General features: G+C 57.2%; 23 protein-coding genes, 1 other RNA gene and 1 pseudogene. 15 read left to right on the forward strand and 10 right to left on the reverse strand.

Going from position 1 to position 22,765, the window contains the following annotated elements; translation table 11 throughout:
* Positions 1-25 precede the first annotated feature (25 nt).
* The 4 genes from IM295_RS00755 to amtB all read left to right on the forward strand — a co-directional run bounded on the left by IM295_RS00755 (position 26) and on the right by amtB (position 5,453).
* Positions 26-1,798 (forward strand): SmdA family multidrug ABC transporter permease/ATP-binding protein, encoded by a 1,773-nt coding sequence (locus tag IM295_RS00755; RefSeq protein ID WP_045259904.1) that lies wholly within the window; start codon positions 26-28, stop codon positions 1,796-1,798.
* Positions 1,791-3,572 (forward strand): SmdB family multidrug efflux ABC transporter permease/ATP-binding protein, encoded by a 1,782-nt coding sequence (locus IM295_RS00760; RefSeq protein ID WP_193066081.1) that lies wholly within the window; start codon positions 1,791-1,793, stop codon positions 3,570-3,572. The genes IM295_RS00755 and IM295_RS00760 overlap by 8 nt, the downstream gene beginning before the upstream one ends.
* A gap of 220 nt (positions 3,573-3,792) precedes the next feature.
* Entirely contained in the window at positions 3,793-4,131 is a 339-nt protein-coding gene (glnK, locus tag IM295_RS00765; protein WP_008503304.1) for a P-II family nitrogen regulator, read from the forward strand.
* Positions 4,132-4,166: 35 nt separating this feature from the next.
* Positions 4,167-5,453, forward strand: coding sequence for an ammonium transporter AmtB (gene amtB / locus IM295_RS00770; protein WP_014882787.1), 1,287 nt, complete (start codon positions 4,167-4,169; stop codon positions 5,451-5,453).
* A gap of 94 nt (positions 5,454-5,547) precedes the next feature.
* Here amtB and tesB read toward each other — a convergent pair whose 3' ends face one another.
* Positions 5,548-6,408 (reverse strand): acyl-CoA thioesterase II, encoded by an 861-nt coding sequence (gene tesB / locus IM295_RS00775; RefSeq protein ID WP_028012172.1) that lies wholly within the window; start codon positions 6,406-6,408, stop codon positions 5,548-5,550.
* Between the two features lie 203 nt (positions 6,409-6,611).
* Between tesB and IM295_RS00780 the strand changes: the two genes are divergently transcribed.
* Positions 6,612-7,139 (forward strand): YbaY family lipoprotein, encoded by a 528-nt coding sequence (locus tag IM295_RS00780; protein ID WP_080328050.1) that lies wholly within the window; start codon positions 6,612-6,614, stop codon positions 7,137-7,139.
* A gap of 33 nt (positions 7,140-7,172) precedes the next feature.
* Here the strand turns inward: IM295_RS00780 and IM295_RS00785 are convergent.
* Positions 7,173-7,569, reverse strand: a pseudogene (locus IM295_RS00785) (MGMT family protein).
* A gap of 84 nt (positions 7,570-7,653) precedes the next feature.
* On the opposite strand from IM295_RS00785, the gene ffs reads away from it, so the two are divergent.
* The 3 genes from ffs to IM295_RS00800 all read left to right on the forward strand — a co-directional run bounded on the left by ffs (position 7,654) and on the right by IM295_RS00800 (position 8,472).
* An RNA gene (gene ffs, locus IM295_RS00790) (signal recognition particle sRNA small type) lies at positions 7,654-7,750 on the forward strand.
* A gap of 258 nt (positions 7,751-8,008) precedes the next feature.
* Entirely contained in the window at positions 8,009-8,260 is a 252-nt protein-coding gene (locus IM295_RS00795; protein ID WP_006176926.1) for a hypothetical protein, read from the forward strand.
* Complete coding sequence (locus IM295_RS00800) at positions 8,257-8,472, forward strand: hypothetical protein (RefSeq protein WP_028012176.1); 216 nt, start codon at positions 8,257-8,259, stop codon at positions 8,470-8,472. Before IM295_RS00795 ends, IM295_RS00800 begins: the two co-directional genes overlap by 4 nt.
* 80 nt (positions 8,473-8,552) lie before the next feature.
* Here IM295_RS00800 and IM295_RS00805 read toward each other — a convergent pair whose 3' ends face one another.
* Positions 8,553-9,974 (reverse strand): PLP-dependent aminotransferase family protein, encoded by a 1,422-nt coding sequence (locus tag IM295_RS00805; RefSeq protein WP_193066083.1) that lies wholly within the window; start codon positions 9,972-9,974, stop codon positions 8,553-8,555.
* An 86-nt stretch (positions 9,975-10,060) separates the two neighbouring features.
* Here IM295_RS00805 and IM295_RS00810 point away from each other — a divergent pair, with 86 nt between their 5' ends.
* The 3 genes from IM295_RS00810 (at position 10,061) to IM295_RS00820 (ending at position 15,014) form a co-directional block, all read left to right on the forward strand.
* A complete protein-coding gene (locus tag IM295_RS00810; RefSeq protein WP_028012178.1) occupies positions 10,061-10,672 on the forward strand; it encodes a YitT family protein in 612 nt (203 codons plus the stop codon).
* A 76-nt stretch (positions 10,673-10,748) separates the two neighbouring features.
* Positions 10,749-11,819 carry a LacI family DNA-binding transcriptional regulator gene (locus IM295_RS00815; RefSeq protein ID WP_028012179.1) on the forward strand — a complete coding sequence of 357 codons (1,071 nt, stop codon included), beginning with the start codon at positions 10,749-10,751 and terminating at the stop codon, positions 11,817-11,819.
* A 102-nt stretch (positions 11,820-11,921) separates the two neighbouring features.
* Positions 11,922-15,014, forward strand: a complete 3,093-nt coding sequence (locus IM295_RS00820; protein WP_193066084.1) for a beta-galactosidase — start codon at positions 11,922-11,924, stop codon at positions 15,012-15,014.
* Positions 15,015-15,047: 33 nt separating this feature from the next.
* Here IM295_RS00820 and IM295_RS00825 read toward each other — a convergent pair whose 3' ends face one another.
* Complete coding sequence (locus IM295_RS00825; protein WP_088205225.1) at positions 15,048-15,866, reverse strand: nickel/cobalt efflux protein RcnA; 819 nt, start codon at positions 15,864-15,866, stop codon at positions 15,048-15,050.
* A gap of 133 nt (positions 15,867-15,999) precedes the next feature.
* Here IM295_RS00825 and IM295_RS00830 point away from each other — a divergent pair, with 133 nt between their 5' ends.
* Entirely contained in the window at positions 16,000-16,272 is a 273-nt protein-coding gene (locus IM295_RS00830) for a metal/formaldehyde-sensitive transcriptional repressor (RefSeq protein WP_028012182.1), read from the forward strand.
* On the opposite strand, the gene IM295_RS00835 is transcribed toward IM295_RS00830, so the two are convergent.
* Positions 16,265-17,830 carry an EAL domain-containing protein gene (locus tag IM295_RS00835; RefSeq protein ID WP_193066085.1) on the reverse strand — a complete coding sequence of 522 codons (1,566 nt, stop codon included), beginning with the start codon at positions 17,828-17,830 and terminating at the stop codon, positions 16,265-16,267. The genes IM295_RS00830 and IM295_RS00835 overlap by 8 nt on opposite strands.
* A gap of 219 nt (positions 17,831-18,049) precedes the next feature.
* On the opposite strand from IM295_RS00835, the gene IM295_RS00840 reads away from it, so the two are divergent.
* Both IM295_RS00840 and ykgO read left to right on the forward strand, forming a co-directional pair.
* Entirely contained in the window at positions 18,050-18,310 is a 261-nt protein-coding gene (locus tag IM295_RS00840; protein ID WP_006176933.1) for a type B 50S ribosomal protein L31, read from the forward strand.
* Between the two features lie 2 nt (positions 18,311-18,312).
* A complete protein-coding gene (gene ykgO, locus IM295_RS00845) occupies positions 18,313-18,453 on the forward strand; it encodes a type B 50S ribosomal protein L36 (protein WP_003859006.1) in 141 nt (46 codons plus the stop codon).
* Here the strand turns inward: ykgO and IM295_RS00850 are convergent.
* Positions 18,450-19,160, reverse strand: a complete 711-nt coding sequence (locus tag IM295_RS00850; protein ID WP_045259912.1) for a GNAT family N-acetyltransferase — start codon at positions 19,158-19,160, stop codon at positions 18,450-18,452. The genes ykgO and IM295_RS00850 overlap by 4 nt on opposite strands.
* A 101-nt stretch (positions 19,161-19,261) precedes the next feature.
* On the opposite strand from IM295_RS00850, the gene IM295_RS00855 reads away from it, so the two are divergent.
* A complete protein-coding gene (locus tag IM295_RS00855) occupies positions 19,262-20,722 on the forward strand; it encodes a PLP-dependent aminotransferase family protein (RefSeq protein WP_193066086.1) in 1,461 nt (486 codons plus the stop codon).
* Here the strand turns inward: IM295_RS00855 and IM295_RS00860 are convergent.
* The 4 genes from IM295_RS00860 to tomB form a co-directional block, all read right to left on the reverse strand.
* Positions 20,694-21,161 carry a YlaC family protein gene (locus IM295_RS00860; RefSeq protein ID WP_193066087.1) on the reverse strand — a complete coding sequence of 156 codons (468 nt, stop codon included), beginning with the start codon at positions 21,159-21,161 and terminating at the stop codon, positions 20,694-20,696. The genes IM295_RS00855 and IM295_RS00860 overlap by 29 nt on opposite strands.
* A 116-nt stretch (positions 21,162-21,277) precedes the next feature.
* Entirely contained in the window at positions 21,278-21,829 is a 552-nt protein-coding gene (maa, locus tag IM295_RS00865) for a maltose O-acetyltransferase (protein ID WP_028012187.1), read from the reverse strand.
* 209 nt (positions 21,830-22,038) lie between these two features.
* Complete coding sequence (locus IM295_RS00870) at positions 22,039-22,257, reverse strand: HHA domain-containing protein (RefSeq protein WP_008499287.1); 219 nt, start codon at positions 22,255-22,257, stop codon at positions 22,039-22,041.
* Positions 22,258-22,284: 27 nt separating this feature from the next.
* Entirely contained in the window at positions 22,285-22,659 is a 375-nt protein-coding gene (tomB, locus tag IM295_RS00875) for an Hha toxicity modulator TomB (RefSeq protein ID WP_028012188.1), read from the reverse strand.
* Positions 22,660-22,765 lie beyond the last annotated feature (106 nt).

Consider the following 22,765-nt stretch of genomic DNA (forward strand, 5'->3'; position numbering starts at 1 on the left):
TAAAATACCTTCAGGAACAAACCGCGTGCGATTATTTGCCCAATTAAGCTGGTACTTTCGTCGGGAGTGGCAACGCTACCTCGGTGCAGTCGCCCTGCTTATTATCATTGCCATTTTGCAGCTGATCCCGCCGAAGGTGGTGGGCTACGTCGTGGATGGCGTCACTGAACAGCATTACACCACCGCACGGGTGTTGATGTGGGTCGGCACGCTGGTGCTGACGGCGGTCATTGTTTATCTCCTGCGCTACGTCTGGCGCGTGCTGCTGTTTGGTGCGTCCTATCAGCTGGCCGTTGAGCTGCGTGAAGATTTTTACCGCCAGCTGAGCCGACAGCATCCCGAATTTTATCTGCGTCATCGCACCGGGGATCTCATTGCCCGCGCGACGAACGACGTCGATCGCGTGGTCTTTGCCGCCGGGGAAGGGGTGCTGACGCTGGTGGATTCGCTGGTGATGGGCTGTGCGGTGCTGATCGTCATGTCCACGCAGATCAGCTGGCAATTGACCCTGCTCGCCCTGCTGCCGATGCCGATCATGGCGCTGGCGATCAATCGCTACGGCGAACAGCTGCACGAGCGCTTCAAGCTGGCGCAGGCGGCGTTTTCTTCTCTGAACGATCGTACCCAGGAGAGCATGACCAGCATCCGCATGATCAAAGCGTTTGGCCTGGAAGATAGGCAGTCCGCGCTGTTTGCGGCCGATGCGGCAGACACGGGGGCGAAAAACATGCGCGTCGCGCGTATTGATGCGCGATTTGATCCAACGATTTATGTCGCAATCGGCATGGCAAACCTGCTGGCGATTGGCGGCGGGAGCTGGATGGTGGTGCAGGGCACATTGACCCTGGGGCAATTGACCAGCTTTGCGATGTATCTGGGGCTGATGATCTGGCCGATGCTGGCGCTGGCCTGGATGTTTAATATCGTAGAGCGCGGCAGCGCCGCCTACAGCCGCATCCGCGCCATGCTGGCCGAAGCGCCGGTGGTCAATGACGGCAGCGAAGCGGTGCCGGAAGGGCGCGGCGTTATGAACGTCGACGTTCGCAAATTTGTCTATCCGCAAACTGAACATCCGGTGCTGGAGAACGTTAGCTTTACGCTGCGGCCGGGCCAGATGCTGGGCATCTGCGGCCCGACGGGGTCCGGAAAAAGTACCGTGCTCTCTCTGCTTCAGCGCCACTTTGACGTCACCGAGGGCGATATCCGTTTCCATGATATCCCCCTGGCGAACCTGCTGCTGGACGAGTGGCGTGGCCGTCTGGCGGTCGTCAGCCAGACGCCGTTTTTATTTTCGGACACCGTGGCGAATAACATTGCGCTTGGTCACCCGTCGGCGACGCAGGAAGAGATCGAACACGTGGCGCGCTTAGCCAGCGTACATGACGATATTTTGCGTCTGCCGCAGGGCTACGAAACGGAAGTCGGGGAACGTGGCGTCATGCTGTCCGGCGGGCAGAAACAGCGAATCTCGATTGCCCGCGCGCTGCTGCTGAATGCTGAAATCCTCATTCTGGATGATGCGCTCTCCGCCGTGGATGGTCGTACCGAGCATCAGATTCTGCACAACCTGCGCCAGTGGGGCGACGGACGCACGGTGATTATCAGCGCCCACCGTTTGTCAGCGCTCACCGAGGCCAGCGAAATTCTGGTCTTACAGCACGGACACATTGCCCAGCGCGGGCAGCATGAAACGCTTGCCGAGCAGCCGGGCTGGTATCGCGATATGTACCGCTATCAACAGCTTGAGGCGGCGCTGGACGATGCGCCGGAACAGGATCAGGAGGCCACCAATGCGTAAGCTCGGAACGATGTGGCCGACGCTCAAACGTCTGCTGGCCTACGGCTCGCCGTGGCGCAAACCGCTCTCCGTGGCCGTGCTTTTACTCTGGATAGCGGCGATTGCTGAGGTGAGCGGGCCGCTGCTCATCAGCTACTTCATCGACAATATGGTCGCCAAAAGCTACCTGCCGCTGGGGCTGGTGGCGGGCTTAGGCGTGGCCTACGTTGGGTTGCAGCTGGCGGCGGCAGGGCTGCACTATGCGCAGTCGCTGCTGTTTAACCGTGCCGCCGTGGGCGTGGTTCAGCAGCTGCGCACGGATGTAATGGACGCGGCGCTTCGCCAGCCGCTCAGCGAGTTTGATATCCAGCCGGTCGGGCAGGTGATTTCGCGCGTGACCAACGATACCGAAGTGATCCGCGACCTGTACGTCACCGTGGTCGCGACGGTGTTACGCAGTGCGGCGCTGATCGGCGCGATGCTGGTGGCGATGTTCAGCCTCGACTGGCGCATGGCGCTGGTGGCGATTACCATCTTCCCGGCGGTGCTGATCGTGATGATCATCTACCAGCGCTACAGCACGCCAATCGTGCGTCGGGTGCGCGCCTATCTGGCCGACATTAACGATGGCTTCAACGAAGTGATTAACGGCATGAGCGTCATCCAGCAGTTCCGCCAGCAGGCGCGCTTTGGCGAGCGGATGGGCGAAGCCAGCCGATCGCACTACATGGCGCGTATGCAGACGCTGCGCCTCGACGGCTTCCTGCTGCGTCCGCTGCTCAGCCTTTTCTCTGCGCTGGTGCTTTGCGGTTTACTGATGCTCTTTGGCCTGAGCTCAAGCGGTACGATTGAAGTGGGCGTGCTGTACGCTTTTATTAGCTATCTGGGGCGCCTTAACGAGCCGCTGATCGAGCTCACGACCCAGCAATCGATGCTGCAGCAGGCGGTCGTCGCCGGCGAGCGCGTGTTTGAGCTGATGGACAGGCCGCGTCAGGCCTACGGTCGTGACGAGCGACCTCTGCAAAGCGGCGCCATTGCCTTTGATAACGTCTCGTTTGCCTATCGCGAAGACCGGCTGGTGTTGCAGGACATTACGCTGGATGTTCCGTCGCGCGGTTTCGTGGCGCTGGTGGGACATACGGGCAGCGGCAAGAGCACGCTCGCCAGCCTGTTGATGGGCTACTACCCGGTCACGCAAGGCGAAATCCGCCTCGACGGACGCCCGCTCGCGTCTCTCAGCCACAACGTGTTGCGTAAAGGCGTCGCGATGGTGCAGCAGGATCCGGTCGTCCTGGCCGATACCTTCTACGCCAACGTGACCCTGGGGCGAGACTACTCTCAGGAGCAGGTATGGGAGGTGCTGGAAAAAGTGCAGCTGGCAGACCTGGCGCGCGGGTTTAACGACGGGATTAACACCCGGCTGGGCGAGCAGGGAAACAACCTCTCCGTTGGGCAAAAGCAGCTTCTCGCGCTGGCGCGGGTGCTGATTGAAACCCCGCAGGTGCTGATTCTGGATGAAGCGACGGCCAGCATTGACTCCGGCACCGAGCAGGCTATCCAGCAGGCGCTGGCCGCGGTACGCGACCATACGACGCTGGTGGTGATTGCCCATCGCCTTTCCACCATTGTCGATGCCGATACCATTCTGGTGCTGCATCGCGGACAAGCCGTGGAGCGCGGGACGCACCGTGAACTGCTGGAAGCCAAAGGGCGCTACTGGCAGATGTATCAGCTTCAGCTGGCGGGCGATGAGCTCGCGGCCAGCGTGCGCGAGGAAGAGTCCCTAAGCGCGTGATGCACTAAAATGAGGCGCCGCGCTAACAGTCATTCCTGTTGGTGCAATACTGAAACGCACCGTGCACCGACATGGTGCGTTTTTTTTCGCCGGTTCATTAAGGAAGACGGCATAACGCTCGTCGCACCGCTTTTCTCCCTCCATTTCATTTCTGGCACACCCCTTGCAATACCTTCTGCGTGAGCTGCGGCCATTACCGAATTCTGACTGGAGGGGATCTATGAAGCTGGTTACGGTGGTAATCAAACCATTCAAACTGGAAGACGTGCGTGAAGCATTGTCCTCAATGGGTATTCAGGGACTGACTGTCACCGAAGTGAAAGGCTTTGGTCGTCAGAAGGGTCATGCCGAGCTTTATCGCGGGGCGGAATACAGCGTTAACTTTCTGCCAAAAGTAAAAATTGATGTCGCGATTGCTGACGATCAGCTTGATGAAGTGATTGATGTGATTAGCAAAGCGGCCTACACCGGCAAAATTGGCGACGGCAAAATTTTCGTTGCCGAACTGCAGCGCGTCATTCGCATTCGTACCGGCGAATCTGACGAAGCGGCACTGTAAATAACGCCTGGCACACAGTGATAGGGATCGAGAAAATGAAGATAGCAACACTTAAAACGGGTCTGGGTTCGCTGGCACTGCTGCCGGGCCTGGCGCTGGCTGCTCCTGCCGTGGCAGACAAAGCCGATAACGCCTTTATGATGATCAGCACCGCGCTGGTGCTGTTCATGTCTATCCCGGGCATTGCGCTGTTCTACGGCGGCCTGATCCGCGGCAAAAACGTTCTCTCCATGCTGACGCAGGTTGCCGTGACGTTCGCGCTGGTCTGCGTGCTGTGGGTGGTTTACGGTTACTCGCTGGCCTTCGGTACCGGTAACGCCTTCTTTGGTAACTTCGACTGGGTAATGCTGAAAAATATTGAGCTTACCGCGCTGATGGGCAGCTTCTACCAGTACATCCACGTCGCGTTCCAGGGCTCGTTCGCCTGCATTACCGTCGGGCTGATCGTGGGGGCGCTGGCGGAGCGCATCCGTTTCTCTGCCGTTCTGATCTTCGTGGTGGTCTGGCTGACCCTCTCCTATGTGCCGATTGCGCACATGGTCTGGGGCGGTGGTCTGCTGGCAACGCACGGCGCGCTGGACTTTGCGGGCGGTACCGTTGTACATATCAACGCCGCGGTAGCGGGTCTGGTGGGCGCATACCTGATTGGCAAACGCGTGGGCTTCGGTAAAGAGGCGTTCAAACCGCATAACCTGCCGATGGTGTTTACCGGTACGGCTATCCTCTACTTTGGCTGGTTCGGCTTCAACGCCGGCTCCGCAAGTGCCGCGAACGAAATCGCCGCGTTGGCCTTCGTAAACACCGTTGTGGCGACGGCGGGTGCAATTCTCTCCTGGGTATTCGGCGAGTGGGCGGTACGCGGTAAACCTTCCCTGCTGGGTGCCTGTTCAGGGGCGATTGCCGGTCTGGTCGGTATCACCCCGGCGTGTGGCTATGTGGGTGTCGGTGGTGCGCTGCTGGTGGGACTGGTCGCGGGCCTGGCAGGTCTGTGGGGCGTCACCGCACTGAAACGCGTGCTGCGCGTGGATGACCCTTGCGATGTGTTCGGCGTCCACGGCGTGTGCGGCATCGTCGGCTGTATCATGACCGGCATCTTCGCCGCGAAATCACTGGGTGGCGTGGGCTACGCAGAAGGTGTCACCATGGTTCATCAGGTGCTGGTGCAGCTGGAAAGTATCGCTATCACCGTGGTGTGGTCTGCCGTTGTCGCCTTCATTGGCTATAAGCTGGCGGATATGACCGTTGGGCTGCGCGTACCGGAAGAGCAGGAGCGCGAAGGTCTGGACGTCAACAGCCACGGCGAGAATGCGTATAACGCCTAATAAAAAGCAAAACGGCAACTTCGGTTGCCGTTTTTAATGCTTATTCCCTCTCCCATGGGAGAGGGGCAGGGTGAGGGCATCAGGCCGCACACCATCATCCGCGATTACGCATTACCCCTTCCTGCACCGTAGAAGCGACCAGCACGCCGTCCTGGGTATAAAACTCTCCACGCACAAACCCGCGAGCGCTCGACGCTGACGTACTCTCCACGCTGTAAAGCAGCCACTCATTCATATTGAACGGACGGTGGAACCACATGGAGTGATCGATGGTTGCGACCTGCATCCCTTTTTCAAGGAAACCAACGCCGTGCGGCTGTAGCGCAACCGGCAGAAAGTTAAAGTCAGACGCGTAGCCCAGCAGATACTGATGCACGCGGAAATCTTCCGGCACGGTGCCATTGGCGCGGATCCAGACCTGACGCTTCGGCTCGGCGGTGTGGCCTTTCATGGGGTTGTGGAACTCAACCGGGCGGATCTCCAGCGGTTTATCGCAGAGAAACTTCTCTTTGACCTGCGGCGGCAGCAGATGCGCCAGCGCGCGGGCGATATCGGTCTCTGATTTGAGTTCGTCCGGCGACGGTGCTGGCGGCATCACTTTCTGATGTTCATACCCCGGTTCCGGCGCCTGGAAAGAGGCGGTCATATAAAAGATAGGCTTACCGTTCTGAACGGCCGCCACGCGGCGTGCGCTGAAGCTGTTGCCGTCTCTCAGGACTTCAACGTCATACACGATCGGTTTTGCGCTGTCGCCAGGGCGTAAGAAATAGCTGTGGAATGAGTGCACCAGGCGGTCTGCAGGGACGGTCTCCTTTGCAGCGTAGAGCGCTTGTCCAACGACCTGGCCGCCGAAAACCTGACGTAAGCCGAGGTCTTCGCTCTGCCCGCGATAGAGTCCTTCCTCAATTTTTTCCAGATTCAGTAATGTCAGCAGATTGTTCAGTGCCTGACTCATAATTATCCTCAATAAACGCCGTAGCGAAAGATAGGCAGAGTATAACGCAGAAATGAAAGTGGTCCGATGGGTAGAATAATCTGAATGTCGGCACGTTTTTAGGCATTAATCGGTGATCTGTGCCACACTTAAAAACGTTATGTGATTGAAACGACATCGGATGGGATCGATCCCGCTGGTGCATTGATGATAAGGAGACTTCAATGAAACTCGTGCCCATGCTAAGTGGTGTAGCTATTGCGGTGGCGTTGTCCGCCTGTGCCGGTAAGAGCGCCCAGGTGCCGGTACCAGCTGCAGATCCGAACGGGATTAATACCCTTTCACAGCAATCCATTCAGCAGCCTAACGTTTCCGGTACAATCTGGATTAAACAGAAAGTCGCTCTGCCGCCGGATGCGGTACTAACGGTCACGCTGTCTGATGCTTCCCTGGCGGACGCGCCGTCGAAGGTGCTGGCTCAGCGCGCGGTCCGTACTGAAGGTAAGCAGGCTCCGTTTAGCTTCGTGTTGCCGTATAACCCGTCAGACGTGCAGCCGAATGCCCGTATTCTGCTGAGCGCAGCGGTAACCATCAACGGCAAGCTGGTCTTTATCACCGATACGGTCCAGGAAGCCATTAACCACGGTGGAACCAAAATCGACCTGAATCTGGTGCCGGTGCAGCAAACCGAAGTCCCGGTTGCTCCACAGACCAATCAGCCGTCCCTGCCAACCCCACCGACCCAGATGTAACTGTTGCTCTTACCCTCTCCTTCGGGAGAGGGTTTAGTACACCCAGCGGTATTTCTGCAAATCAATCTGTCCTGCGCCCGACACCTGCACACCCTCTGAAAGCAACGCCTGACGCTGACGCTGGAGATCCGGCCCGGTCAGCGAGATAGCGCCATGACGGTTCACTACCCGATGCCAGGGCAGCGTACTTCCCTCCGGGAGCCGTTTCAGGACGCCGCCGACCTGTCGCGCCGCGCGTGGAGAGCCTGCCAGCCTTGCCACATTACCATAGGTGGTGACATAGCCTTCCGGAATCGAGGCCACGATTTGCCATACGCGCTGGGGAAAGGAGTCGTTTTCGTCCATACCTTCACCTGTGGGGATGTTTGGACCGTCATGGTAAACGAAGATCGTCCTGATTGCTGCGCCTGTTTGCGCAAGAAACCAGCATCCGGTTCCTGGTCGCTTGCAATTGGCTCTTCGCACAGGGATAATGCGCCAGCGCGTTGGTTATCAACGCTCTCAATGGGGGCTCTGTTGGTTCTCCCGCAACGCTACTCTGTTCACCAGGTCAGGTCCGGAAGGAAGCAGCCAGGGCAGACGACGTGGGTGCCGGGATGTAGCTGGCAGGGCCCCCACCCATTTGTGGCCTCATCCATCTTTCCTGTTTCCATCTCTTTTTAGCCTTTATTCCACAATAATATAATGCCTATACCGTGTAATATATATTTCATCGCTCTGAAATATTACTGTCATAAACCTGTAATAATAGATTGGCATTTTATAATTGGACGTCTATTTTCGTCAAAATTCAAAAAAATATAGATCTGGATAACAGTGATAACTTCGTGTATTAAATAAAGTACTTATTCCGAAGGGAAGTGACAAACATGGCTACTGCAGTTTTAAATGTTAAAATTGACGAAGCGCTAAAAGAAAGACTCCGCCACTATGCGGAAGTAAATAACGAAAATTTAAGCGTGACCACAGAGAAACTGCTGCTGCTGGCGTTTGAAGCAGTAGAAGAGGCGGGAGTATCGGAAGAGGATATTGATAATCAGCATACGGAAGAAGAGAGTGTTTCTCCTTTTACTCCTAAAGAAATCAAGGCTCTACGTAAACTTCTGAAGAAGAGAAAATGAAACAACAACTGTCAACTGCCAGTGACTACAACGAGGCCTGCGCTCTGTTGCGCTCAGGCTACGTGAAGCATGTACGTCTTGGCTGGAATGTTGGAAGCGATGAGTTCTTTCGTATTGCGTCTGACTGGTGTGATACCGGTGCAAAAATAAAGAAAGACGGTGATAATTTCGTTATTTCCCTGAAAGGTTTCCCCATTCCTCCTCAGCACTAAATCCTGACCAGTGAAAACTGCTGACTGCATATATTACAGTCAGCAGTTTTTATTTTATGATCCAGTTCAAAATTTTAATATTAAACCAGGCGGCGTTTGACTGCTGGCGTATTTGAATTTAGCGCGAGCCATAACGGTTTAATCCGCAGCAATGCCGCTTCCAGCTCCGCTGGCTCCAGCGAAAAGGGCATACGTAAAAAGCGGTCAAACGCCCCCGATAAGCCAAACCGCGTCCCGGATCCCAGGTTAATCCCGATGATTTCTGCCCGTGCGGCAAGCTGTGTCGCCAGCATGCCAGGAAGTTCGATCCAGTAAGAGAGCCCACCCTCCGCCTCATGAAACGTCCACTCCGGGAAATGTTCTCGCAGTAGGTTACTGCATCGATCGCGCCGTTCCGCCAGCATCTTGCGGCGAGCGGGCAGAAAACGCTCGCTATTGTCGATAAGCCACAGCGTTGCCAGCTGCTCAAGCAGCGGCGAGCCTAAATCCAGCGTATCGCGCGTCTGGGCGAGCGTGGCGATAGTCCGCGAGGAGGCGCGGATCCAGCCGAGACGCAGCCCGCCCCAGAAGCTTTTTCCGGCAGAGCCTAGCGTAATCACGCTGGCCTGCGGGTTAAACGATGCCAGCGGTGGCGGCGGTGGCGAATCAAACCAGAGATCGACCATCGTTTCATCCACGACCAGCACCGTGCGGGTCTGGGCTGCTATATCAGCGATTGCCTGACGGGTGGCGATATCCATACATCGACCGGTTGGGTTGTGAAAATCTGGCATCAGGTAGGCCAGGCGCGGCGCGGTCTGGGCAAGCGTAGCCGCAAAGCCATCCGTATCCCAGCCCGTTTCCGGCAACGACACTCCTACTGGCCGACACTGTGCTCCCTGAATAGCGGCAATCGCCAGCGGATAGGTGGGGTGATCGACCACGACGCGATCCCCCGGTCCGGCCATCATCCGCAGCACCAGCGCGAACCCGCTGACGGCACCGTTGACCACCATCACCTCGTCTGCCCGGGTTGGAAGACCTCGCGCGGTATAGCGCGCAGCGATGGCCTCCCGTAGCGCCGGCAGCCCAAGCTGCTCGTAGCCCGTCAGCGAGAGGTGTTGAGTAATAGCCGTAAGTGCATGGGTGTAAGCCTGGTGGATCTCCGGCCCGGCGCTGAGGGCGGCAGTGGAAAGATCCAGGGCGACGCTCGCTGCGGAAAGGGTGGGAACGGCGCGTGCATCCGGGAGGATGACGCGCGACCCGCTGCCGTGGCGGCTTTCAAGATAACCCTCTTCACGCAGGTGGGCGAGGGCGCTGCTGACGGTTGTTCGGCTGACGTTCAGCGCCGTCGCCAGCTCACGCTCACCCGGCAGGCGCGTATGCAGCGCCAGCCGGCCATCAAGGATTAATAAGCGCAGCGCGTCAGCCAGCTGGCGCCAGAGCGGAGTGCGGGATGAAGTTTGCTGCCAGTGCCCTAAAAGGCGTACCAAAGACTGGCTTCCGAAGCGGCGTGATGACATGAGCAGTCCACTATTTAAAAACTGGACATTAATCTTAGTGCCATTTTAGGTCAGGATGAAAGTCGGGTTCACTGGAGAAGATAAAAATGGTACGTCGTCTGCTACAACTGTATGTCGGTTTAGGGCTGTATGGGCTTTCCACCGCGATGTTTATTCGTGCGGATCTGGGGGTCGATCCGTGGGATGTGTTTCACCTTGGCGTGGGAATACAGCTGGGGATGAGCATTGGGACGGTGATCATTTTGACCGGGGCTGCGGTGCTCTTACTGTGGATCCCACTGCGTCAGATGCCCGGTCTTGGCACGATCAGCAACGTGATTTGTATCGGTCTGGCGGCGGACGCCAGCATGGCGCTTATCCCCGAGCTGAGTTCGTTATCCGTGCGTATCGCTTTCCTGGTGTCGGGCATCGTGATGAACGCGATCGCCACCAGCATGTACATCGGGGCCGGTTTCGGGCCTGGTCCGCGCGACGGCCTGATGACCGGCATTCACGCCCGGCTGGGGTGGTCCATTCGCAGCGTGCGTACCTCCATCGAAGTGTCCGTCCTGCTGATTGGGTGCGTGCTGGGTGGCTCGTTTGGGGTGGGAACCGTGGCGTATGCTCTGACCATTGGCCCGCTTATTCAGCTCTGTTTGCCCTGGTTCCGCCAGAAGCCGCGCGGTGAGAAAATGACGCAGCCGGAGCGGGTTGTTTAATTTGCGAAGCGCTCACATGTTTTAACGGCGTCGCTGTGCCAGAATAGACGCTTCGAAAATCGCGATGCCAGAACGCATGAAAGCAATCACTCTTTATGATGTCGCCCTCCTTGCGGGGGTTTCTTATCAGACCGTTTCCCGCGTGATTAACGACGCGGAGCACGTCTCTGCCCGCACGCGGGAAAAGGTGCAGCAGGCAATGGCGGAGCTGCATTACGTTCCCAACCTGCGGGCGCAGCAGCTGGCGGGGAAACGCACCCGTACGCTGGGGCTCATCACCACCGATCTGGCGCTGCACGCGCCTTCGCAAATTGTCTCGGCGGTAAAATCCCGGGCTGCAGGGCAGGGGGCGAGCGTCCTGATTTCCATGGTGGAGCAGCCGCAGCAGTGTCAGGCGGCGCTTCAGGCGCTGCTGGCGCAGCGGGTAGACGCGCTGCTGGTAAATGTGCCGCTTGACGATCCGCACGCCGAAGCGCTCAGGTCGCTGGCGACGCCCGTCCCGGTGCTGTTCCTCGACGTGTCACCGTCAGCGCAGGTAAATAGCCTCGTGTTTAACGCCGAAGAGGGGGCACGCCTGGGCGTTGAGCATCTGCTTTCGCTGGGGCATCAGCATATTGCCCTGCTGAGCGGGCCGGAAAGCTCGGTCTCTGCGCGCGCGCGTCTGGCGGGATGGAAAGCGACGCTGGCGCAGGCGGGTCTCGACGCGGCTGCGGTGGCCTACGGCGACTGGAGCGCGGCCAGCGGCTATGAGAAGGGACATGTGCTGCTCTCGGGGGCGGTACTGCCGGATGCCATTCTGGTGGCGAACGATCAGATGGCGCTTGGGGTAATGCGCGCCTGTGCGGAAAAAGGGATAGCTGTTCCTGGCCAGATATCGGTGGTCGGGTTTGATGATACGGCCGACAGCGCCTGGTTTTCTCCGCCGCTGACGACCATTCGTCAGGCGTTTCGAGAGGCGGGCGAGCGCAGCGTGGAGTGGCTTCTGTCCCCCAGCGGGGGGGAGGAATGCTGGCAGGTTCAGCTGCCGGTAACGCTGGTGACCCGCCATTCCAGCGCGCGCCGTACCCCGCAGCAGGCCGAACGCGAGGATCTGGCGCAGCAGCTCAGAAGCCTGGCCCTCCTTGCCGGGCAGCTTGCCCGCAAATAAAACTTTGTGATCGGACTCGCTACCCCGCGATTGCGTGCTTTACCGTCGCCGGGTGCCAGGGCATGTTAACCAAAATTGTGAGCGCTTCGCAAAGAGGTTACTATGCCCAACACTTTATCGCTGACTCTCAGCGCCATTCTGGCCCGACGGGACTGGGAAAACCCGGGTGTCACCCAGTGGAACCGTCTGGAGGCACATGCGCCGTTACACAGCTGGCGTCTTGAACAGCCTGCCCTGGATGATGCTGCATCCGTCAGCAGACGCTCCCTCAATGGGGTGTGGCGATTTAACTACTTTCCTGCACCCGAGCAAATCCCGGAGGCGTGGGTAACCGAAGATTGTGCGGACGCCGTTGCGATGCCCGTGCCGTCGAACTGGCAGATGCAGGGGTTTGACACGCCCATCTACACCAACGTCACCTATCCTATCCCCGTTAATCCGCCTTTTGTGCCGCAGGAAAACCCAACCGGCTGTTACTCGCTCACATTTAATGTGGATGACGCGTGGCTTCAGAGCGGGCAGACCCGCATCATCTTTGACGGCGTGAACTCTGCGTTTCATCTGTGGTGCAACGGGCGGTGGATGGGCTATTCCCAGGACAGCAGGCTGCCTGCCGAATTCGATCTCTCGACGGTCCTGCGGCCAGGTGAGAACCGCCTGGCGGTCATGGTGTTGCGCTGGTGCGACGGCAGCTATCTGGAAGATCAGGACATGTGGCGCATGAGTGGTATTTTCCGCGATGTGACGCTGCTGCATAAACCCGAAACGCAGATTGCCGATTATCGCGTGGTGACGGACCTGAATGCGGAACTGGACCGCGCGGTGCTTAAGGCAGATGTCGCGCTGGCAGGGGCGGGCTTTGCAGACTGCGAGGTGGTCTTTACCCTGTGGCGCAAGGGTGAAAAATGCGCCAGCGTTTCCCGGCGTCCGGGGTCTGCCGTTGTGGACGAGCGCGGCAGCTGGGACGAACGCTTAACGGTGGCGATCCCCATTGACCGTCCCGCGCTCTGGAGTGCTGAAACGCCGGAACTGTATCGGCTGACGATGGCGCTTCTCGGCCCGCAGGGCGAGGTGCTGGAGGTTGAGGCGTGCGATGTGGGCTTCCGCCGCGTTGACATCAGCAACGGCCTGCTGAAGCTTAACGGTAAGCCGCTGCTGATCCGCGGGGTTAACCGTCACGAGCATCACCCGGAAAACGGTCAGGTGATGGACGAGGCGACCATGCGTCGCGACATCGAAATCATGAAGCAGCATAACTTCAACGCCGTTCGTTGCTCGCACTACCCGAACCATCCGCTGTGGTACCGGCTTTGCGATCGCTACGGGCTGTACGTTGTTGACGAAGCCAATATTGAAACCCACGGTATGGTACCGATGAGTCGCCTCGCTGACGATCCGCGCTGGCTGCCCGCCATGAGTGAGCGCGTAACCCGCATGGTGCAGCGCGATCGCAATCATCCCTCAATTATCATCTGGTCGCTGGGTAACGAGTCCGGCCACGGCGCGAATCATGATGCGCTGTACCGCTGGCTGAAAACCACCGATCCCACGCGCCCGGTGCAGTACGAAGGCGGCGGGGCGAATACGGCGGCGACCGATATTGTTTGCCCGATGTACGCCCGGGTCGATTGGGATCAGCCTTTCCCGGCGGTGCCTAAATGGTCAATCAAGAAATGGATCGGTATGCCCGACGAAACGCGTCCGCTGATCCTCTGTGAATACGCCCACGCGATGGGAAACAGCTTCGGCGGGTTTGCGAAATACTGGCAGGCGTTTCGCAGCCATCCTCGCCTGCAGGGTGGGTTTGTCTGGGACTGGGTCGATCAGGCGTTGACGAAGAAAGACGAAAAGGGCAACGCGTTCTGGGCCTACGGCGGGGACTTTGGCGATACGCCGAACGATCGCCAGTTCTGCCTCAATGGTCTGGTCTTCCCCGATCGCACGCCGCACCCGGCGCTGTACGAGGCGCAGCGCGCCCAGCAGTTCTTTACCTTTACGCTGGTCAGTACCTCTCCGCTGGTGATTGAGGTGCAAAGCGGCTACCTGTTCCGCCCTACCGATAACGAAGTGCTGAGCTGGACGGTTGCCCGGGATGGGAAGGTACTGGCTTCGGGCGAGGTGACGCTGGCGATAGCCCCTGAAGGCGTTCAGCGTCTGGAGATCGCTCTGCCGGAATTGAAAGCCGGGCCGGGTGAAATCTGGCTGAACGTTGAGGTTCGCCAGCCGCTGGCAACGCCGTGGTCACCGGCAGGCCATCGCTGCGCGTGGGAGCAGTGGCCGCTTCCGGCCCCACTCTTTATTGCACCACCAGCCTCTACGGGCGAGCCGCCGGTTTTGACGCAAAACGACCGCATCCTGGCGATCGCGCATGGTCAACAGCGCTGGCAGTTCGATCGCGCATCCGGATACCTGACTCAATGGTGGCGAAATGGCGTTGAAACGCTGCTTTCACCCGTGACGGATAACATCAGCCGCGCGCCGCTGGACAACGACATTGGGGTGAGCGAAGCGACGCGCATCGATCCAAACGCGTGGGTTGAACGCTGGAAAGCGGCGGGCATGTACGATCTCACCTCGCGCATGCTGCACTGTGAGGCAGAGCAGCATGCGCGTGAGGTGGTGGTTACCACGCTTAATGTCCTGGAGCATCGCGGCAGGGCGCTGTTCCTGAGCCGTAAAATCTGGCGGGTGGACGAGCAAGGGGTTCTGCATGGCGACATTCAGGTCGATATTGCGTCTGATATCCCGGAGCCCGCGCGCATTGGCCTGAGCGTTCATCTCGCTGAAACGCCAGAAAAGGTTGACTGGCTGGGGCTGGGGCCGCATGAAAACTACCCGGACAGAAAGCTGGCGGCGCAGCAGGGGCGCTGGACACTGCCCCTGGCAGACATGCACACGCCGTATATCTTCCCGACGGAAAATGGTTTGCGCTGCGATACCCGCAAACTTGTGCTGGGTGCGCATCAGCTGAATGGCGCGTTCCATTTCTCAGTGGGCCGCTATAGCCAGCAGCAGCTGCGTGAGACAACCCATCATCATCTGCTGCGGGAAGAGCCGGGGTGCTGGCTCAACCTCGATGCGTTTCATATGGGGGTGGGCGGCGATGACTCCTGGAGCCCCAGCGTTTCGCCGGAATTTATCCTGCAGACGCGCCAGCTTCGTTATACCTTTAGCTGGCAGCAGACTCTTATCTGACCAGAAAGGCAGCCACCGGGCGTGGCCGCCTGCTTACGCCAGAATGCCGCTCAGGCCATGCAGGCTCATGTAAATCCCTACCACGATAATCAGCGCGGCGGAGATCCACGGTGCTTTGCGGGAAAGTTCGCTAAATCCGGGCCAGCGTTTTGTCGCGTGCTTAAGGCTTAAGGCGGCAATCGCGCCGGAAGCGACCAGCGTTAACGCCAGACCGATGCTGAAGCTGAATACCAGCGTCGCGCCGAGCGCAAAATGCTTCAGCTGCAGGCAGATCAGCAGAACGGTGATGGACGCCGGGCAGGGGATAAGCCCGCCGGTCAGGCCAAACATCGCGATCTGTCCTGTCGTCACGTTTTGTCCGTTAAAGCGCCGGTTGATATCCTGCGCGTGCGCGCGCTGGTGGGCGTCCTGCCACTCCTCTTCAACCAGCGGGTGTTCATGGTGATGGTCATGATCATGGTGGTGATCATGGTCATGATGGTGGTGGCAATCGTGATGATGATCGTGTGGCCGGCTCTCTTTCCAGGTTCGCCACGCCATCCACAGGGCGATTGCAACGATCAACACTCCGGAGATCAGCTGAAACCAGGGTTCGGACGTATGTGCGTCCCAGCCGCGGCCAAACCATAGTCCTGCCATGGCAATGATCCAGACTACCGCCGTATGGGAAAGCGTAGCCGCCAGACCGAGCAGCACCGCCTGCTTCAGCGTGCCGCGGATAGCCACGATAAAGGCAGCCATCATTGTTTTTGAGTGGCCCGGCTCCAGGCCATGCAGCGCACCGAGCAGGATAGCGCTGGGAACAAACAGCCAGGCATTACCCTGCTGCAGGAGTGAAGCAAAATCGTTCATTGGAATTTCCAGTATGGAAAGCGTGCGCAAATAGTACTCCCCCCCAGTAGGTTAATACTACCCCCCAGTAGAAAAATACTCAGGGGGAGTAGAGCGTGATATGCTTTAAAAGCCAAAACTGAGGGAGACAGAGATGTCACATACCGTTCGCGATAAGAAGATGTTATTGACTCGCCTGAAGAAAATTCAGGGGCAGAGCACCGCGCTGGAGAAGATGCTCAACAGCGATCACGAATGTGCCGAGGTGTTACAGCAGCTGGCGGCGATCCGTGGCGCGGTCAATGGCATGATGATGCAGGTGATTGAAGGGCATCTTACCGATCATGTCGTGAAAGAGCCCGAAGAGGCGCAGCGTGAAGCCGATCTTGGCGTCGTGCTGCAGGTGATCAAATCCTATCTTAAGTAGAGCGCGTGGCGAGGTTGTTCTCTGCCCAAAGGATAAATTCCGTCCTGGGCAGCGCCTTACTGTAGAACCACCCCTGCCCATACTGCACGCCGTGGCGGTGCAGCCAGGTAAGCTGCCCTTCGGTCTCCACGCCTTCCGCCACCATTGCCAGTTGCAGCGACTTCGCCATTTCGATAATGTGCGGCGTTACGTTTTTGTACTCCAGTGCATCCACGAACGATTTGTCAATTTTTAGCGTGTCGACATCGAGATGCTGCAGATAGCTGAGGCTGGAATAGCCCGTGCCAAAATCATCAATGTAGACAGGGTGGCCCGAACGGCGAAACGCGGCGATAGCCGGCGCGCTGATTTTGGGGTCGGTAAAGCCACGCTCGGTTAACTCAAGGGCGATTTGTCGGGGATGAATCTGCCACTTATTCAGGAGTTGACTCAGTAAAGGCGGCAGATTACCGGAGGTCAAATCGGCCGGGGCGAGGTTGATGGAGATATGCTGATCGGGGTGGAGCTGCAGCCAGTGGCCCATATCTTCAAACACTTTTTCCATAACTAACTGCGTCAGCTGCGAGATGAGGCCGGTTTGCTCGGCAAGCGGCACAAATATATCAGGCGAGAGACTGCTTCCGTCTGGCTGGGGCCAGCGCGCAAGCGCTTCCGCACCCACGATTTTTCCACTGCACAGCGCCACGATGGGCTGATAGTGAACCACAAAATCGCGGCTGTTAATGGCGTCCAGCAGGCGATTGCGCGGCGACTGGATACGTCGCAGGATCCGCAGGACAAACAGTGCCGCCAGCAGGCTTATCAGGACGCCAAACGGCAGCCAGAAAAGCAGCTGTCGGTGCCAGCTTTCAGCCAGGGGTGTGAGCGCTGCCCACGTGACGACAGTAAATCCAAGCTCAGGTACCGGCTTCATGACGTACATGGAGCCCTTGTACTGAACGCTGGAGACGCCTCGATCGTTGATCCGATCGCGGATATGCGGATCAAGCGTGTTACTGCTGGCGAAAATAAGATGCGTTGCGCTTCCCACCAGAGCGGCATCAATGGCAATCGCCCCGAAAGGGATCACATCCACAAGCGAGGCAGGATCGACCAGAACAAGGTAATGGCCCTTCCCGAGCACGGCCATATAGCGGTGAAAGCCAAGATCGTTCTGTGCGGTAAGCCACGCGCTGTAGCCATCTTCGGTGATACGCATGGGGGGAGGATAAGCGGCGGATTTACTGGCCTGCTCAAGCGAAGAGCAGAGGGGTTTGAGGTTGTCGATATAGATCACCTCCTGGATATAGCGCCACGAGAACGCGACCCGACGTATTTCCCTCAAATGCAGCGGACTACAGGGAACGCCCTTAAATCCCTGCAGGTGATTTAACGCTTCTTTAGCCTGATCCACGACCCTGTCGGTGCGCATCAGCACCCGAGAAGCATAGCTATCCAGCGCATCAACAAATTTCTCTTCTGCCTGGCGATGGGCAAGCCAGATGCTGAGGCAAATGGGAACCAGCACGGAAAAGATAAGTACGCCAGTCACCAGACTGACCAGATGTCGGGTTTTCATGCTGTCGTTTCCTTTCTCATATGCCCGAATCCGGACGCTGAGTTTCCTGCCTGAAGAGAAATATTTTACCGCGAAATGAAATAGTTATAGCACGTGGGGGCAGGGTTTTCATGTTATCTAAAGCAAATCAGAAAATATCCTCAGGAGAGAGAGGGTTGTTTTTTCAACCTTGCCTGGATATTATTTTGTTATGTTATAACAAAACACAAAGGGTTTATGATGAAACCAAACATCCATCCAGCGTATCGCACCGTGGTATTCCACGACACCAGTGCCAATGAATACTTTAAAGTGGGTTCAACCATTAAAACCGACCGCGAAATTGAGCTCGACGGTGAAACGTATCCGTACATCACTATCGAGGTTTCTTCAAAATCGCATCCGTTTTATACCGGTAAGCAAAAAACGTTTTCCACGGATGGCAGCGCAGCGCGCTTCCGCAAGCGTTTTGGCGGTTTTCTTAATGCGAAGCGGGGCTAACCATGCAGGTGCTTAACTCATTGCGCAGCGCAAAACAGCGTCACCCGGATTGCCAGATAGTCAAACGCAAGGGACGCTTATACGTGATTTGCAAATCTAATCCGCGCTTTAAGGCGGTGCAGGGACGTAAAAAAAGACGCTAGACTCGCGTTTCTCGCCAGCTTTCCAGGGATCTTTTCTGTTTGCCATCGGCAGTAAAATTGTCGGTGGCAAGCCAGCCTTCAAAGGCGCTCGCCAGCGCCGGCCACTCTTTGTCGAGAATCGAAAACCAGTCGGTATCCCGGTTACGGCCTTTTATGACCAGCGCCTGGCGAAAACGGCCTTCAAACTGAAAGCCCAGACGCAGTGCCGCTTTGCGTGATGGTTCGTTCAGGCTGTTGCACTTCCATTCATATCGCCGGTAGCCCAGGGTATCGAACGCGTACCGCATCAGCAGATATTGCGCTTCTGTTGACATGGGCGTGCGGCTTAACAGCACGGAGAAGTGAACGTGCCCCACTTCCACAACGCCGTTTTTAGGATCGATCCGCATCAGGGCCAGCGTCCCGACGGGGGCCTGGGTCTGATTATCTATAACGGTAAAGTGCATCGGGTCAGATAACTCACACACGCTTGCCACCCATTCGGCAAACTCAGCGGCCGTGGCATCGGGTTCGCGCAGTAGCCACGTCCAGCTGCGGGTGTCTCCGGCCAGAGCATAGGCGGAGAACAGCGCCCCGGCATGCTCCACGCGCAGCGGTTCAAGCCGACAATAATGCCCCTGCAGTACTACCCGGGACGGATGAGGGCGAGGCTGCCAGTCGGTAAGGGCTTCGCCCACAGGTTGTCCAAACTCATTGAATGTCTTCATCTTTATTTCCGTGACGTTGAGAAGAGTTCCAGATTAGAAAATTACTGGTTCCTTAAAAAGAACCACTCAGCTATGTTTTGGTGGTACCACAAGGAGATGAGATGAACATACCGGGCGATGAACTTTATACCTTGCTCTATGCTGCGCTTAAAACGCGTGGGGAAGAGACGCTCCAGCGCGCGCTCTATCTCGCTTTGCGGGAGGCCATACTGGGCGGAAGGCTTCGGTCCGGCAGCCAGCTGTCCGGCTCGCGAACGCTGGCGCAGCAGCTTTCCGTTTCACGGAACACCGTCAATGCGGCGCTGGACCAGCTCACGCTCGAAGGCTATTTGCTGCGTAACCGTCAGGGGACGCGGGTGGCGCAATTCGCCCATCGTGCCAGCCCGCGGGTTCTGACCGATCCTGAGGTCAGTCTGGCAAAACGTGTCGTCCGGCTGCCTGCGCCTGTGCCGCGCGACACCCCGGTGATGGCCTTTACGCCGGGAACGCCCGCCATCAACTATTTCCCCTTGCCGCTGTGGCGGCGATTGTACGATCGCGTCCTGCGGGAGGAGGGGAGCGCTCTGCTGGGCTATGGCGAACCGGCCGGTGAGCCGTCGCTGCGGGCAGCCATCGCCCGTCACCTTGCGCTTTCTCGCGGCATTGACTGCGACGCCAGCCAGATTGTGATAACCGAAGGGGCGCTGGAGGGCGTCAATCTGTGCACGATGCTGTTAAGCGAGCCAGGGGATGTCGCCTGGGTGGAAAATCCCGGCTACAGCGGGGCCAAAAGCGCCTTCGTCAAAACCGGCCTTGCGATGATCGGCATACCGGTGGATGACGAGGGAATGTGCTGGGAAGGGCTGCATGCGCCTTCACCTGCGCTCGTTTTCACTTCGCCGTCGCATCAGTTTCCTTACGGGAGCGTGCTCAGCGCGCGGCGGCGTCTGGCGCTGCTGGAACTGGCCCGCCAGCACAAGGCGTGGATCATTGAGGACGATTATGACAGCGAGTTCCGCTATGTCGGCGAGCCCGTACCGGCGATGCTGGGCATGGTCAACAACGCGCCCGTTGTGTATCTGGGGACGTTCAGTAAAACGTTGTTTCCGTCGCTCCGAATGGGGTTCATGGTGTTACCGCCAGCGCTGGCAAAAGCGGCGCGTCCTGCTATCGGCTCGCTGCTGCGCGGCGGGCATCGCGCAGAACAGCGCACCCTGGCGCTGTTTATCGAGGAGGGGCACTATGCCCGTCATCTTGCCGCCATGCGTCGCCTGTATCGTAAGCGTTACCGCCAGCTGCGGGAGGTGCTGAGCGCAGAGCTTTATACTCCGCACCGTGTTCTTGCCGGTGAAGGGGGAATGCACCTGACATTGGCGATTGACGGTATCGACGACCAGCGGCTGGTGGAGAAAGCGAGGGCATTTCAGCTGGCACCCGCTGCGCTGAGCGGCTATTACCTGGAGACGAAGCAGGGGCAAACCGGCCTGGTTTTAGGTTACGGCAACACCTCTGCTTCGCAGTTTGCGCCGGGTATCCGACGCCTGCAGGCGTTAATTACGCAGCAGCAGGGCGGGAAAGGGTAAAAACATCATAAAAAGAGAGCTGGCCTTTCGTTGCGACCATTTTCTGCAGCTTCTCTTTGTGCACGGCTTCGACAGCCGGAGAGTGCAGGATGCTGTCGATAAGCTCATTTGGCACAAAACGCGTGTTGTACCATTCGCCGTTGTAGCAGACCCGGAAATCGAGGACGTCGATATCTTCGTAACGGTAGCGGGGATTCACGTCGAAAAAGAAAAAGGCGTTAAACACGACAAACAGCACCACCAGCAGCCAGACGGAGTCCACCAGCGTTTCGGACTTCAGCATGACAATCAGCGTTGCCAGCCAGGCGGCATACATGGCAACAAACAGCCCGGGATGTTTGCGGATAAAGCTAATGCTAAAGCGCGGGCGATTGTCTCGCTTTTCGCGGTGGTTAAGATCGTCGATGGTGGCGGTAAGCAGGCGCTGTATCTCGGTCATTTTTGGCCTTTTGAGAGTTGACAATACAGGGTATCTGCCAATTTTAGGGGAGCCATCCGGCTGAAAAAAGTAACAGTCGGGCGCTAAAAGACCATAACAGTTGGCTCCCCGGATCGTTACAGCGTTTTGATGATTTTCGCCGGGTTGCCGCCCACGACGACGTTAGCCGGCACGTCTTTCGTCACGACGGCACCGGAAGCCACAACCACATTATCCCCGATGGTGACGCCTGGGTTAATGACCGCACGTCCACCAATCCAGACATTATTGCCAATGGTGACGGGCTTACCAAACTCCACTCCGCTGTTACGTTCTTGCGCATCCAGCGGATGGGTGGCCGTATAAATATGAACGCCCGGCGCGAGCATGCAGTTGTCGCCAATATGTACAGGGCAGACATCCAGCATTACGCAATCGAAGTTGGCGTAAAAGTCTTTGCCCAGATAGATGTTATATCCATAGTCACAGCGGAAGCTCGGCTCAATATACGCCCCTTCGCTTTGTCCCAGCAGTTCCGCCAGAATGTTCTGGCGTTCTGTTTTTTCGTCAGGCGCGGTGTGGTTATAGCGGTGAAGCAGATGGCGCGCCCGAAGCCGGTCGGCGCGTAACGTCTCATCACCAGGGCGGTAATGTTCACCTGAAATCATCTTCTGTTTTTCTATGCTCATCGGAAACCTCTCTGGATGTTATTCCTGAAGGGTAATCGCAACAGGCGTTAAGGGGAACGTTCCCGGAAGGCCGATGTGACCACAGTCACAACATTGTTGCTGATGAGCGCGTTTAACACGGAGACCTGGCTTTCGCGCAGGGAGCATAACGGGACAGGTGAATACAGCTTATAACGTGGCGTAGAACCTCTACAGACACACTTCAAAGATTAACGGACAAATTTCCATACAGAAGTAGGGATTTTGTCATACAGCTTATTCATCGTTAGCTCTGCAAGGCGATGGTCAGCGGCTGAATAAAATACCGCCAGTTCATTATCAGAAAGCTCGTATTTATTCTTTTCAATGACGCGTTCAAGGGTGTCAATTGACTGACAACGTCGTAAGCGCATCAAATAATCGATTTTTGTGAGTGGTTTATCAGACATAAATTCACCTTAGTAATTGTAATAATTTTAACAGGAAAGACTAACCGGGTTAGCTCTGCTCACGTTGACGAAACAGCGGAATAGCCGGTTTCCCGATTTACGCCATTTTTGCAAATCCTGAGTGTTAATGCCGTAACTGCTGAACAACATAAAGGTGTCGTCCAGGTATTCATCAATTTGCTCAATGAGCTTATTATCTTCATTGTACTTAATTTTATAATTAAGTGCGAAGGTAGCGATATGCTCTATCAGCTCATTCAACTGTAAATTGATGGCAGACGTTGGGTCATTTACCCAGCCATGGTTGCTTTCATCAAGATTGGCAAGGCAGTCATGGTACAAGGATTCGCAGAGAAATTTCAACTGCGCGATATCATGCCTTTTTGGCGAGTACTCGTCCATAGCGCATCCCCTTCTGAGTGATTTCTTACTCACCGAACATCATTGTCGGGATGGATACATCTGACTTAGCTACATGAGCGCTGTGTTCCTGATAACCTAACTATAA

Source organism: Enterobacter cloacae complex sp. P14RS (assembly GCF_014895895.1).
Lineage (GTDB): Bacteria > Pseudomonadota > Gammaproteobacteria > Enterobacterales > Enterobacteriaceae > Enterobacter > Enterobacter bugandensis.

Coding starts and splice junctions, on each gene's coding strand:
- IM295_RS00760 (WP_193066081.1), top strand. CDS start 1,791: ATGCGTAAGCTCGGAACGATGTGGCCGACGCTCAAACGTCTGCTGGCC.
- glnK (WP_008503304.1), top strand. CDS start 3,793: ATGAAGCTGGTTACGGTGGTAATCAAACCATTCAAACTGGAAGACGTG.
- amtB (WP_014882787.1), top strand. CDS start 4,167: ATGAAGATAGCAACACTTAAAACGGGTCTGGGTTCGCTGGCACTGCTG.
- tesB (WP_028012172.1), bottom strand. CDS start 6,408: ATGAGTCAGGCACTGAACAATCTGCTGACATTACTGAATCTGGAAAAA.
- IM295_RS00780 (WP_080328050.1), top strand. CDS start 6,612: ATGAAACTCGTGCCCATGCTAAGTGGTGTAGCTATTGCGGTGGCGTTG.
- IM295_RS00795 (WP_006176926.1), top strand. CDS start 8,009: ATGGCTACTGCAGTTTTAAATGTTAAAATTGACGAAGCGCTAAAAGAA.
- IM295_RS00800 (WP_028012176.1), top strand. CDS start 8,257: ATGAAACAACAACTGTCAACTGCCAGTGACTACAACGAGGCCTGCGCT.
- IM295_RS00805 (WP_193066083.1), bottom strand. CDS start 9,974: ATGTCATCACGCCGCTTCGGAAGCCAGTCTTTGGTACGCCTTTTAGGG.
- IM295_RS00810 (WP_028012178.1), top strand. CDS start 10,061: ATGGTACGTCGTCTGCTACAACTGTATGTCGGTTTAGGGCTGTATGGG.
- IM295_RS00815 (WP_028012179.1), top strand. CDS start 10,749: ATGAAAGCAATCACTCTTTATGATGTCGCCCTCCTTGCGGGGGTTTCT.
- IM295_RS00820 (WP_193066084.1), top strand. CDS start 11,922: ATGCCCAACACTTTATCGCTGACTCTCAGCGCCATTCTGGCCCGACGG.
- IM295_RS00825 (WP_088205225.1), bottom strand. CDS start 15,866: ATGAACGATTTTGCTTCACTCCTGCAGCAGGGTAATGCCTGGCTGTTT.
- IM295_RS00830 (WP_028012182.1), top strand. CDS start 16,000: ATGTCACATACCGTTCGCGATAAGAAGATGTTATTGACTCGCCTGAAG.
- IM295_RS00835 (WP_193066085.1), bottom strand. CDS start 17,830: ATGAAAACCCGACATCTGGTCAGTCTGGTGACTGGCGTACTTATCTTT.
- IM295_RS00840 (WP_006176933.1), top strand. CDS start 18,050: ATGAAACCAAACATCCATCCAGCGTATCGCACCGTGGTATTCCACGAC.
- ykgO (WP_003859006.1), top strand. CDS start 18,313: ATGCAGGTGCTTAACTCATTGCGCAGCGCAAAACAGCGTCACCCGGAT.
- IM295_RS00850 (WP_045259912.1), bottom strand. CDS start 19,160: ATGAAGACATTCAATGAGTTTGGACAACCTGTGGGCGAAGCCCTTACC.
- IM295_RS00855 (WP_193066086.1), top strand. CDS start 19,262: ATGAACATACCGGGCGATGAACTTTATACCTTGCTCTATGCTGCGCTT.
- IM295_RS00860 (WP_193066087.1), bottom strand. CDS start 21,161: ATGACCGAGATACAGCGCCTGCTTACCGCCACCATCGACGATCTTAAC.
- maa (WP_028012187.1), bottom strand. CDS start 21,829: ATGAGCATAGAAAAACAGAAGATGATTTCAGGTGAACATTACCGCCCT.
- IM295_RS00870 (WP_008499287.1), bottom strand. CDS start 22,257: ATGTCTGATAAACCACTCACAAAAATCGATTATTTGATGCGCTTACGA.
- tomB (WP_028012188.1), bottom strand. CDS start 22,659: ATGGACGAGTACTCGCCAAAAAGGCATGATATCGCGCAGTTGAAATTT.